Origin of the sequence: Amycolatopsis rhabdoformis, assembly GCF_035918295.1 — a bacterium.
Classification (GTDB): Bacteria; Actinomycetota; Actinomycetes; order Mycobacteriales; family Pseudonocardiaceae; genus Amycolatopsis; species Amycolatopsis rhabdoformis.
Genome location: NZ_CP142149.1, coordinates 8317808 through 8329452, shown reverse-complemented (window position 1 = coordinate 8329452; position 11645 = coordinate 8317808). Strand labels below are relative to the sequence as shown.

Below are 11645 nucleotides of genomic sequence, written 5' to 3'. Positions count from 1 at the left end.
CTGCGGCGAAGGTTAAGAGGGCCTCAAGGCACCGGGAAGCTTGTCGACGTTCTGCGTGCGCTCTGCTCGTTCTCCACGTTTTGCTCATTTAGCGCACTGCTCTGAGCTGGGGGTATGTTGCCTGGCATGCCGAAGTGGGCGTTGTTCGAACGCATGCGGTTCACCCGCCAGGTTCTGCTGCTGCAGATCGGGGTGGTGGTGCTCGTGGTGGGTCTCGGGGTCGCTCTCGTGGCCTGGCTCCTGCGCGAGACGACCGCGGAGGCGTACGGCCAACGGGCGCTGGCGATCGCCAAGTCGGTCGCGGTGGACCCGGACGTGATCCAGGCCGCGGCCGTGCGCAGGCAAGGTGGGTCGATGGAACAACTGGTGCTCGACACGACCGCCGCCAACGACGCGCTGTTCGTGGTGATCACCGACGACCGCGGGATCCGGCTGGCCCACCCGACGGCCGGTCTCATCGGGCAGAAGGTGAGCACCTCGGCCGACGAGGCGCTGGCCGGCAACGACGTGGTCAGCGCCGTGCAACTGGGTCGGCTCGGGGTGTCAGTGCGCAGCAAGACGCCGATCAAACAAGGCTCGCGCGTGGTCGGCGAGGTGAGTGTCGGCTTCGACGTCCGGGAGCTGACCAGCGATTTCAATCGGCGGCTCCTCCTGACCCTCGCGTTCGCCGTGTTCGCACTGCTGCTCGGCGCGGGGGCGTCGGCGCTGCTCAACCGCCGGCTGCGGCGGGTGACCCACGGTCTCGAACCGCACGAGCTGACCGAACTGCTCTACGAACGCGAGGCTGTGCTGCACGGCATCGGCGAGGGCGTGCTCGCGGTGGACGCCCATCAACGGGTGACCGTGCGCAACGAGGAAGCCGTGCGCCTGCTGGATTCCGACCTGCCGGTGGGCGCGGACCTCGCCGAGCTGGACCTGTCGCCCCGCGTGCGCAAGGCCGTGACCGACGGTCAGCCTGTGGACAATCTCCTTGCCGTGGCCGGAAATCGCGTGCTGGTGATGAACTCGCGCGCGGTGCGGCGTGACGACCGGGCGCTCGGCACCGTGCTGACGTTCCGCGACCGCACCGATCTCGACACGCTCAGCCGGGAGCTCGACGGCATCCGCTCGCTCTCCGACGGCCTGCGCGCACAGCGGCATGAGTTCGCGAACCGGCTGCACACGTTGTCCGGGCTGTTGCAGCTCGGGCACCACGCCGAGGCCGAGGAGTACCTGCAGACGCTCACGGAGACGACGTCCGCGCGCTCGGCGCCGCTCGGCGGTGACGCGGTGGCCGACCCGTACCTGCAAGCGCTGCTGGTGGCGAAATCCGAGCAGGGGCTGGAAAAGGGCGTGGAGCTGAAGCTGGCGGACGACTCGTTCGTGCGCGGCTCGGTGGCCGACCCGGTGGCCACGGGCACCGTGATCGGCAACCTCGTGGACAACGCCCTGCACGCCGCCCGCCTGGGTCCGCGGCGGCCGGCAGCGGTGGAGGTCGGGCTGTTCGCGGAGGGCCCGACCCTGCACGTGTCTGTTGTGGACAGTGGGCCGGGGGTGCCGCTGCCGTTGCGTGACACACTGTTCGACGAAGGGGTGTCGACGAAACTCACGCCGGGCCACGGCCTGGGCCTCGCGCTCGCGCGGCAGGCGGCTCGCGCGCGCGGCGGGGACGTGTGGCTCGCCGGTGGCGACGCGGCGGGCGCGCTGTTCGTCGCGAAACTGCCCGACCTGCTCGTGGAGGCTCGTTCATGATTCGCACGCTCATCGTCGACGACGACTTCCGCGTGGCCGGCGTGCACGCGGGGTTCGTGGCCGAGGTGCCGGGCTTCACCGTCGCGGGCATCGCGCACACGGCCGCCGAGGCGCGCGCCCGCGTGCGTGAGCTGGCGCCGGATCTCGTGCTGCTCGACGTGTACCTGCCCGACGAGTCCGGCCTGGCGCTGCTGCCGGAGCTGGCCACGGACACGATCGTGCTCTCCGCCGCGACCGACGCCGCCTCCGTGACCGCCGCGATCCGCGCCGGCGCGCTGAACTACCTGATCAAACCGTTCACCACGCGTCAGCTGGCCGAGCGGCTCACCGCGTACGCGCGCTTCCGCACCCAGATGACCACCGACCGGCCCTTCACCCAGGACGACGTCGACCGCGCCTACCGCGCACTGCACGACCAGGACCGCGCCACCACGCCGAAGGGCCAGTCGAGCGCCACGGCTCGGCTGGTGTCCGAGCAGCTGCGAACGTCGGGGTCGCCGCAGTCGGCCGCCGAGGTGGCGGGTCAGCTGGGCATGGCGCGGGCGACGGCCCAGCGCTACCTCACGGCCCTCGCCGATTCCGGCGCGGTGGAGATGCGGCTGCGGTACGGCGCGACGGGGCGGCCGGAGCACGAATACGTCTGGGTGGGCTGAGTTCGCAGGTCAACGCCGGTCTTGCGGGCCGTGGCGCCGCCGGGTCGACTGATTTCGCAGGTCAGCGAAGGGCTTGCCGGTCGCGATTCAGCCGGATCGACTCGGCAGATCAGCGACGGTCATCCGGACCTCGCTCAGTCGGTCCACTGATTCCGCAGGTCAGCGGCAGTAGCGCGGGCAGCGGGATCCGCCTGATCGACCGCCTCGGGAGGGTCAGCATCGGTGGTGCGGACCACGGTCAGCCGGACCGGCTGTTTCCGCAGTCCAGCGAGGTCACAATCCCGCCCGGTCGGGCTGGTTCCGCAGGTCAGCGGAGGTCGTCCAGGCCGTGGTGTGGCCGGCTCAGCGGCGCGACATGCGGTCGGCCAGGTCGATCCACGGCTTCCACTGCGCCATGTACTGGTCGAACTCCGTGTTGGCCGAGGAACGGTCCGGGGTGGCCTTCGTGTCCGAGCGCAGGTCGCCGTCGTCCGGGGCGGAGGTGGGGCGGTGGTCGGCGCGCGGGTTGGTGGGGCGGCTGGCGACGCGCTGCTTCGCGGGCGTCGCGGCCTTCTGGTCGGGCACCGGCACGTACACGGTGACCGGGGTGGGCGGCGGCGCGGCGGGGGTCGGCGCCGGGGCCGGGGTGGGGGCGGGGGCCACCGGGTGCTGCGGGGCCGGCGCGACGAGTTCGCGCTGGTCGCTGGGAATGGCGACGTCGTCGCTGGGGTGGCCGAGGAACGAGCCCGAGAAGAGACCGCCGGCGAGCCAGCCGAGCGCGAGCAGCGCCACCCCGCCCGTGGCGGCGACCCAGCCGCGCACGCGGCGGCGGGCCACGGCGCGCGGGCGGGTGTCGAGCGGCACGAGCACGGTGGCCGACGCGCCGTCGCCGGCGATCGGCACGAGCGCGGGCACCACGGGGATCGGCTGTGTGTCCTCCGGGCTGCGTCGCCCCCGCGGCACGCTCGCCGCGACGATGCCCGTGCGGTCGATCAGGTCGGCAGCAGGCGAAGTCGCGCGTCGCTCGGCGGTGCGCAGCATGGGGGGTACCTCCGGGGTACGGGCACTCGGATGGACGTCAGCATTCTGGTGCATTTCCGACGGGTTTGTCAGAAAGGCAACTCCATTGGGTGACGCCACGTTAAACGGGTGCCCGAGCTCCCGCACGTCCGGCCCGATTCAGTTCTTCCCCATCCGTTTGAAGCCCAACCGCGTCAAAGTCGCGAGCGGCCGCTGATACGCCGAGCCGAGCACGCGCGGGATGGCGTCGATCACGTACGCGTCGGGTCCGATGAGGATCCTCGCCGAGCGGCGTTCCACCCCGCGGATGATCGTTTCGGCGGCCTTCTTCGGTGTGGTCATGGCAATTTTCTCGAAGCCGGCCGCCGCGGCCTCCTGGTCGCCGTCGCTGCCGCCGCGGGCGTGGCGGGCGATGTTCGTCTTGATACCACCCGGGTGCACGCAGCTCACGGCCACCGGATGACGCGCCGCGAGCATTTCTTCGCGCAACGCCTCGGTGAATCCGCGAACGGCGAACTTCGCCGCGTTGTACGCACTCTGAGTGGGCACGCCGACGAATCCGAACACGCTCGAGATATTCACCAGGTGGCCATCACCCGAGCCGATGAGGTGCGGCAGGAACGCCTTGGTCCCGTTGACGACACCGCCCAGGTTGATCCCCATCAACCAGTCGTAGTCCTCGAACGTCATGTCCTCCACGGTGGCGCCGAGCGCGACACCCGCGTTGTTGACCACCACGTTCACCCGGCCGAAGTCGTCGGCCACCTCGTCCGCGTGCGCGAGCACGGCGGCGCGGTCGGACACGTCGAGCGCGTAACCCCGCACGTCGGCGCCTCGGCTCTTGGCGGCGTCGACCGTGCCGGCCAAGCCTTCGGCGTCCACATCGGACAGTGCCAGGCGCGCGCCGCGCACACCGAGCTCGAGCGCCAGCGCCGCGCCGATACCCGAGCCCGCTCCGGTGATGACCGCGACCTTGTCGGTGAAATCCTTCATCGCCGCTCCCCTCGTCCGGTGCTCCAGGATCTGGATACTAGTGGCGGAAGCGATCTTCGGGAGGATGGATGCGGCGGGCACGGCTGGCGTTCGCGCTGGGCGCGGTCGTGGTGCTCGGCGCGACCGGGACCGTCGTGGCCGTCGCCGGACACCGTGCGTCACCTGCGCAAACGCCGGCGCGGCCCGAGTTCGCGGCCGTCGGCGCGCTGTTCCTCGACGGCGCCCACTACTGCACGGCGAGCGTGGTGCACAGCGACCGCGGCGACGAGCTGCTCACCGCCGCGCACTGCATCCATGACGGCGCGGGCGGCACGTACTTCACCGGCGTGACCTTCGCGCCCGGCTTCCACGACGGGGTGGCGCCGTTCGGCTTCTGGGACGTCGGCAACGAGCTCGTGGCGCCGGGCTGGGCCGACGATTCCGACCCTGACCTCGACGTCGGCTTCGCCTCGGCCCACCAGACGGGCACGGCGGCACCCCTCGAGACGGTGACGGGCGCGAACCGGCTCGGCGCGAACGGTCCGTTCGCGCGGCCCGTGACCGTGACCGGTTACCCCGACGGCGCCGACCTGCCCGCCGTCTGCAGCACGACCACGGCGAAGCAGGACACCTACCAGCTGCGCGTGGACTGCGCCGGCTTCGCCACCGGCACGAGCGGCGGGCCCTTCGTGGCCGACGCCGACCCCCGCACGAAGCTCGGCACCGTGATCGGCGTGGTCGGCGGCTACGAAACCGGCGGCGACACCGACGACGTGTCCTACTCCAGCTACTTCGACGACGACGTGACCGCCCTGTACCGGCAAGCCACCTCGCGCGGCTGAACACCGATGGCGGATGATGCGGCGTATGAGCGAGCCCGTGCGTGACGTGCCCATCACCGGCGAACCGATCCGGCTCGGCCAGTTCCTGAAGCTGGCCGGCCTCGCCGAGGACGGCGCCCACGCGAAGGACCTCATCGAGAACGAAGAAGTGACGGTCAACGACGAGATCGAGACCCGCCGCGGCCGCCAGCTCTCCGACGGCGACGTGGTGTCCGTGGGCGGCGAGCAGGGGCGCGTGGCGCTCGTGCGCTAACCCATGCTGGTCAGGGGCGGTAGCCCCAGTCCGATCGCCAGCGAATCCAGCTGCCGCCGCACCGGCGCGCTGAGCGGGACGCCCAGCGCGCGGCACTGTTCGAGGTACTGGGCTTCGCGCCAGCCCGGGTAGCGGATGGGTGTGCCGCCTTCCCAGCCGAGCATGCTGCCGAACAGGGCGCTGGCCGCGCGGTAGAAGCCGTCGGCACTGCGCAGGGTGGTGGGGGCGATGGCGAGCACGAGCAGGCCCGTGTCGTTCTCGTGGTCGGCGACGCCGGAGAGCACGCCGGCCAGCACGTCGACGAGCAGCGCGAAGCCCGCGAACTGCGGGTTGCGGGAGGCGTCGCCGAGGTCGACGTCGAGCACGAACTCCGGGTACGCGCCGGCGGGGGCGGCCATGCCGAGCGGGTGGCCGGAGCCGACCTCGGCGCCGCCGGCGGCCATCACCAGGCCGATCATGCCGTGGGGCAGCGCACGTGCCGCGTGGTGCCCGACGCGGCCGAACGGCCCGACGCCCCGCATCGAGATGAGCCCGACGCCAAAGCGTCCGGCTCGCGTGACGGCGCGGTCCATCGCGTCGCCGACGGCCCACAGACCCGTGGCGCGGCGGTAGTCGATGAGCGCGGCCGCACCGCGGTCGGCGATCATCAACGGCTCGGCGCGCGGGGCGACCTCACCGTTTTCCAAGGCGGGCAGGTGAATTCGGGACAGGTCGACGACGCCGGTCTCGGGCGAACCCGTGAGATCACCGTGGCACAAGGCTTCCGCGGCCATGCGCGCTCGATCGTCGGGAACATCGTGTGCCACAAGGATCAGGGAAACCAGCGTGACCAGTTCATCGGCGGGCACGCGCTGCCAGACCTGTTCGGGAATCGGTGTGTCGTCAGGAACTTCTTGAGTGGCGGTGGGGCGGGCGGGGCGCAGCGAACGTGGTCTGAGGGGCACTTCATCGAGACTGCCCAAGGGCGTCTGGCGGCGTCAACGAGGATGGCCCGACAGTGTGATGAGGGCTCTCGATGGGACGTACTCTGTCACGCATGTGCCGAAACATCACGACGCTGCGCGGCCTCGAACCGGCCGCGACAACCGAAGAGATCGAAGCGGCCGCCCGCCAGTACGTGCGCAAGGTGACCGGCGTGCAGTCACTTTCCGACGCCACGCGCGACCCGTTCGAGGCGGCCGTGGCGGAGATCGCCGCGATCACCACGCGGCTGCTCGGCGAACTGCCCGACCGCCGCCAGCCCCCGGCCACCGTGCCGCCGCTGCGGCGCCCGGAAGTGCGGGCGCGGATGGCGTTGAAGGAACTGAAAAAGCCCTGACGCCGCCTGGAATCACCTCAGGCGTTCGCGGCGGGACCTGCGGAACTCCGCCGGCGCACCGGGAAAGCCGTGGCTTCCCCGGTGGCCGAGTGCGGAAGCGGAGGGATTTGAACCCCCGGTAGGTTTCCCTACGGACGCTTTCAAGGCGTCTGCATTCGGCCGCTCTGCCACGCTTCCCTGTCGGTCAGCGTATCGCGCCGGTTGTCCAGGTCGTCCAGGTGTTCGAGGACGCGGCCGAACACCGAGCCGACCGCGGCCTGCTCGTCGGGAGTGAGCAGGTCGATGAGGTGTTCGCGGGCACCGCGCACGTGCGTGGGCGCGGCGGCGGCGAGCAGGGCCTGGCCCGCGCCGGTGAGCTCGGTGATCACGCCACGCTTGTCGTCGGGGTCCGGGCAGCGGCGCACCAGACCGCTGGTCTCGAGCTTGCTGATCTGGTGCGAAAGCCGGCTCTTCGTGGAGCCCAGCTGGTAGGCGAGCTCCGACATCCGCACCCGGTTGTCCGGGTACACGGCGAGGCAGACCAGCACCTCGTAGTCGGCGAGTGACACCCCGTGGGCCTCGGTGAGCTCACGGTGCAGCCGCTGGCGCAGCCGGAGCGAGGCGACGATGTACATCTGCCACGCCTGCTGCTCGACGCCGGTCAGCCAGCGCACGGCCTGCTCGTCGGTCATCCGGAAAGAGTAGAAGGCGTCTCCGCGAGCTGTGCGTCCCGCCACCAGGTCGAGACCGAACCGACGGGCCGGGACCGGTCCAGGTGAAAAACTCGGAAAGTTTCCCCGAAGGTGGGTTACGAAAAGGTTGAGACTCCGGCCGAAGAAGCGCATCCTTCTTGTCAGCGGATGGGCTGATCGGGTATCAGGCGGGCCGCCAGGGCACCGTCGGACCGACCTCCCACCGGGAAGGCCAGGTGGTTGCATGGCAGGTGATTCCCGCGGTTGACCGCCCGCTGTGTCCCCGCGGCCGGCACGGCCTGAATACGGGTCGGTCGCGACTGTGAACAGCACGAGTGGGCATCTACGGTGCGCTCGGCATTCTTCTCGCGCATCCGGCGTCGATCTGGCGTTGTTCTCACATCGCGGCCTCGGCACCGCGACGGCTCCGCCGGACGCCGGCCCGGCCAGTGGCCAACCGCCGTCAACAGAAGAACCTCGGTAGTTCCTGGGTGCGGCCCGCAGCGCATGGGCCGCACCCAGGCTTGTGTCCGGGCTCGGGTCCGGTTTGGAGTGGCAGGCCACGGCCCGCCCCGTGTCCGGCTCGCCCGTTACGCTGCCGCTGTGCGATTCGACGACGATGCGGGGCTGGACACCTCCGAGGTCCAGGACTACCGGGGCAGTGGTGGCGGCGGCGGTGGCATCGGCGGCCGCGTGGCGATCGGGGGCGGCGGGCTCGGCGTGGTGGGCCTGATCATCTACTTCCTGATGTCGCAGTTCGGCGGCGCGAGCCTCGGGACCAACAGCGCGTCGAGCGGGCTGGGGCTCGACAACGTGGGCTCGGGCCAGCAGCTGGAGAGCACCACCCTCGCGCAGAAGTGCCACACCGGCGCCGACGCGAACCGCGACCACGACTGCGCGATCGTCGCGATCGTCAACTCCGTGCAGGACTACTGGTCGCAGGAGTTCGCGCGCAGCGGCCTCACCTACCGCAAGGCGCCCACGCGCTTCTTCACCGGCGGCGTGCGCACGGGCTGCGGCAGCGCGACGTCGGACACGGGCCCGTTCTACTGCCCGGCCGATTCCGACGTGTACATCGACCTCTCGTTCTTCGACGAGCTCAAGACGCGCTTCGGCGCGCAGGGCGGCCTGTTCACCGAGGCGTACGTGCTGGCCCACGAATACGGCCACCACGTGCAGAACCTCAACGGCACCTCGAAGCGCGGCACCGGCACCGGTCCGACGTCGGGCTCCGTGCGGCTCGAGCTGCAGGCCGACTGCTACGCCGGCGTCTGGGCCAACCACGCCTCGACCACGCCGACGGAATCCGGGAAACCGCTGGTCCAGGACATCTCGCAGCAGGACATCGCGAGCGCGCTGGACACGGCGTCGCGCATCGGCGACGACTACATCCAGACGAAGCTCGGCAGCGGGCGAGCGGACCCGTCGAGCTTCACGCACGGCACGTCGGCGCAGCGCGAGAAGTGGTTCACCACCGGCTTCATGACCGGCCAGCCCGCGCGGTGCAACACCTTCTCCACCAACGACCTGGGCTGAGAGCACCCCAATGTGGCGTTCGGTGCGCTGAACGCACCGAACGCCGCATTGGGTGCGTTGAACGCAACCAACGCCACGTTGGGGTGCTTCGGGAACTACGCGGCCGCAGCGTCACCGGTCGCGGCGAGGCGGTGCGCGGAGTGCTTCTTCGCGGCCTTGCCCGGCTTCCCCGGCGCGACGCCGTTCACCGATTCCGTGCTCGTGGCGTACACACCCAGGGCCCACGCGAGGCCGTCGGCGTTGCGGTCCAGCGCGACGCGGTCGATGTTGCCCAGGTTGTCGCACGCCTGGTGGTAACACGGGTCGAACGCGATGCCCGCCGTGCCGCCCCACTTCGCGGCCTGGGCCGGCGTCTTGAGCACCTCGGCGCCCGTGTCGAGGCCACCCGCCGGAATGCCGACGGCGATGAACTCGCCGTAGTCGGAGCGGCCCGTGAAGTCGGTGCCTTCCACGGCGACGCCGCGGCCGGTGAGGTAGTCGACGAACGTCTTCTCGATCTGCGCCGAGCCATACGGGCCAGGACCGGCGCCGACGTGGTCGGAATCGTCGCCGTCGTAGGCGAAGTAGCCGGCGTTCGGCGAGCCGATCATGTCGAAGTTCAGGTACAGCGCGAGGTCGAGCTGCTGCTCGAAGCTCAGCGAATCGACGTAGTACGTGGACCCGACCAGGCCGAACTCCTCCGCGCTCCAGAAGCCGAAGCGCACGGCGTTGTTCACCTTCGGCTTCGCGCCCAGCTGCAGCGCGGTCTCCAGCAACGCGGCCGAGCCCGTGCCGTTGTCGTTGATGCCGGGGCCGGCCGGGACGCTGTCGAGGTGCGACCCGAGCATCACGACGTTGTCCTTGCGGCCGGTTTTCGTCTCGGCGATCACGTTGTAGCTGGTGCGCGCTTCCTGGAAGGTGCGCAGCTCCAGCTGCACGGTGGCGCCGTCCTTCGTCGCGAGCGCCTGGCCGTCGGCCTGAGAGAGGCCGCCGGTCGGGATGCGCGCGTCGGCCGGGGTGCCGAGTGTCCCGTTGAGCGGGCCGGGTTCGTTGTTGGAGATGAGCGCGCCGATCGCCCCCGCGTCGGCCGCGGCCTGCTGCTTCTGCGCGAACGGGCACGCGCCGCGCGGCACGAGCACGATCTTGCCGGTCACGCCGGTGTAGTCGCTCGCTTCGCAGCCCGGGGTGGCGTCGGCGGGCACCACGGCCAGCTGCGCGGTGATGCCCCCGACCGGCGTCGAGGGGGTGTACTCCATCGCGATCACGGGCACGCCCGCGCCGTCGACGGTGAGCGACTCGGCGAGGGTTTCGTTGTAGGTGAAGGGAAACTCCTGCCGCGTGACGGTGAAGCCCGCGGCTTCGAGCTTGCCGGCGATGTACTCGGCCGACTTCTTGTGCCCGTCGGTGCTGGCGGCTCGGGTGCCGCCGTTGGCGTCGGCGATGCGCTGCAGCGCGATCAGGTGCCGGTTGACGCCGTCGAGGGTCACCTTCTTCGTGAGCTGCTTCGCGAGGTCGTCGTTCTTCGCGGCCACGGCCGGGGTGGTGCCCAGCGCCAGGGTCGCACAGGCCGCCAGGATCACCGGCGGGATGAGTCTTTTACGGGTGAATGACATGGTTGCTCACCTTTGTGCCCGGTGTCCGGAACGTCAATGCGGCATTCGGCGGAGACCGCGAGGTGGGGGATACAGTCGGGCGCATGTACGCGATCACGATCCGCGAGCCCGGCGGTCCCGAAGTGCTCGAGTGGACCGAAGTCCCCGATCCCAGCCCCGGCCCCGGTGAAGTGCTGCTCGACGTGGCCGCCGGCGCGGTGAACCGAGCCGACTTGCTGCAGCGGCAGGGCAACTACCCGCCGCCGCCCGGGGCGAGCGAGACGATCGGCCTCGAGTGCTCCGGCACGATCGCCGAGCTCGGTGAAGGCGTCGAAGGCTGGCAGGTCGGCGACGAGGTGTGCGCGCTGCTCGCGGGCGGTGGCTACGCCGAGCGCGTGGTCGTGCCCGCCGGCCAGCTGCTGCCGGTGCCGGCCGAGGTCGAGCTGATCGCGGCGGCCGGGCTGCCCGAGGTCGCGTGCACGGTCTGGGCCAATGTCGTGATGCACGCGAAGCTCGGTGAAGGCCAGACGCTGCTGGTCCACGGCGGCGCGGGCGGCATCGGCACCCACGCGATCCAGGTCGGCAAGGCGCTGGGCGCCACGGTGGCCGTGACCGCGGGTTCGCCCGAGCGGCTGGAGAGCTGCCGCCAGCTCGGCGCCGACATCACGATCAACTACAAGGAGCAGGACTTCGTCGAGGTGATGCACGCCGAGGCCAAGGGCGCCGACGTCATCCTCGACAACATGGGCGCGAAGTACCTGCAGCGCAACGTCGACGCGCTGCGCACCGACGGCCGGCTCGTGATCATCGGCATGCAGGGCGGGATCAAGGGCGAGGTGAACATCGGCAAGCTGCTGGGCAAGCGCGCGAGCATCTTCGCCGCCGGCCTGCGGTTCCGGCCGCTGGAGCAGAAGGCCGCGATCGTCGCCGACGTGCGCGAGCGCCTGTGGCCGCTGGTCGAGGACGGGTCCGTGAAGCCGATCATCGGCCAGGTCGTGCCGATGGCGGAGGCGGCTGAAGCGCACCGCATGCTCGAAGAGGGTTCGGTGTTCGGGAAGATCCTGCTGACCGCGAAGTCCTGAGCTGTCTCGGGGAGCTG

At 70.7% G+C, this 11645-nt stretch carries 12 protein-coding genes and 1 tRNA gene; 7 read left to right on the top strand and 6 right to left on the bottom strand.

The features are described 5' to 3' along the window. Positions 1-153: 153 nt before the first annotated feature. Positions 154-1731 carry a sensor histidine kinase gene (locus tag VSH64_RS38475; protein WP_326838146.1) on the top strand — a complete coding sequence of 526 codons (1578 nt, stop codon included), beginning with the start codon at positions 154-156 and terminating at the stop codon, positions 1729-1731. Beyond that, positions 1728-2384, top strand: coding sequence for a response regulator (locus VSH64_RS38470; RefSeq protein WP_326567666.1), 657 nt, complete (start codon positions 1728-1730; stop codon positions 2382-2384). Before VSH64_RS38475 ends, VSH64_RS38470 begins: the two co-directional genes overlap by 4 nt. 342 nt (positions 2385-2726) lie before the next feature. On the opposite strand, the gene VSH64_RS38465 is transcribed toward VSH64_RS38470, so the two are convergent. Both VSH64_RS38465 and VSH64_RS38460 read right to left on the bottom strand, forming a co-directional pair. Continuing rightward, positions 2727-3404, bottom strand: coding sequence for a hypothetical protein (locus VSH64_RS38465; protein ID WP_326567665.1), 678 nt, complete (start codon positions 3402-3404; stop codon positions 2727-2729). Positions 3405-3542: 138 nt separating this feature from the next. Beyond that, a complete protein-coding gene (locus VSH64_RS38460) occupies positions 3543-4376 on the bottom strand; it encodes an SDR family NAD(P)-dependent oxidoreductase (protein WP_326838145.1) in 834 nt (277 codons plus the stop codon). Between the two features lie 68 nt (positions 4377-4444). Here VSH64_RS38460 and VSH64_RS38455 point away from each other — a divergent pair, with 68 nt between their 5' ends. After that, positions 4445-5197, top strand: coding sequence for a trypsin-like serine peptidase (locus VSH64_RS38455; protein WP_326567664.1), 753 nt, complete (start codon positions 4445-4447; stop codon positions 5195-5197). 25 nt (positions 5198-5222) lie between these two features. Continuing rightward, positions 5223-5450: an RNA-binding S4 domain-containing protein gene (locus tag VSH64_RS38450; protein ID WP_326567663.1), complete on the top strand. Its 228-nt coding sequence runs from the start codon at positions 5223-5225 to the stop codon at positions 5448-5450. Here the strand turns inward: VSH64_RS38450 and VSH64_RS38445 are convergent. After that, positions 5447-6412, bottom strand: coding sequence for an Ldh family oxidoreductase (locus tag VSH64_RS38445; RefSeq protein WP_456062085.1), 966 nt, complete (start codon positions 6410-6412; stop codon positions 5447-5449). The two genes, VSH64_RS38450 and VSH64_RS38445, sit on opposite strands and share 4 nt — an antisense overlap. A 74-nt stretch (positions 6413-6486) precedes the next feature. Between VSH64_RS38445 and VSH64_RS38440 the strand changes: the two genes are divergently transcribed. Further along, positions 6487-6768: a DUF2277 domain-containing protein gene (locus VSH64_RS38440; protein WP_326567661.1), complete on the top strand. Its 282-nt coding sequence runs from the start codon at positions 6487-6489 to the stop codon at positions 6766-6768. A 92-nt stretch (positions 6769-6860) separates the two neighbouring features. Here the strand turns inward: VSH64_RS38440 and VSH64_RS38435 are convergent. Further along, positions 6861-6945 (bottom strand) — tRNA-Ser (locus tag VSH64_RS38435). After that, a complete protein-coding gene (locus VSH64_RS38430) occupies positions 6909-7439 on the bottom strand; it encodes a MarR family winged helix-turn-helix transcriptional regulator (protein WP_326567660.1) in 531 nt (176 codons plus the stop codon). Before VSH64_RS38430 ends, VSH64_RS38435 begins: the two co-directional genes overlap by 37 nt. Before the next feature lie 603 nt (positions 7440-8042). Between VSH64_RS38430 and ypfJ the strand changes: the two genes are divergently transcribed. After that, entirely contained in the window at positions 8043-8975 is a 933-nt protein-coding gene (ypfJ, locus tag VSH64_RS38425) for a KPN_02809 family neutral zinc metallopeptidase (protein ID WP_326567659.1), read from the top strand. Positions 8976-9070: 95 nt separating this feature from the next. On the opposite strand, the gene VSH64_RS38420 is transcribed toward ypfJ, so the two are convergent. After that, positions 9071-10567 (bottom strand): M28 family metallopeptidase, encoded by a 1497-nt coding sequence (locus VSH64_RS38420; protein WP_326567658.1) that lies wholly within the window; start codon positions 10565-10567, stop codon positions 9071-9073. An 83-nt stretch (positions 10568-10650) separates the two neighbouring features. Between VSH64_RS38420 and VSH64_RS38415 the strand changes: the two genes are divergently transcribed. After that, entirely contained in the window at positions 10651-11628 is a 978-nt protein-coding gene (locus VSH64_RS38415) for an NAD(P)H-quinone oxidoreductase (protein WP_326567657.1), read from the top strand. Positions 11629-11645 lie beyond the last annotated feature (17 nt).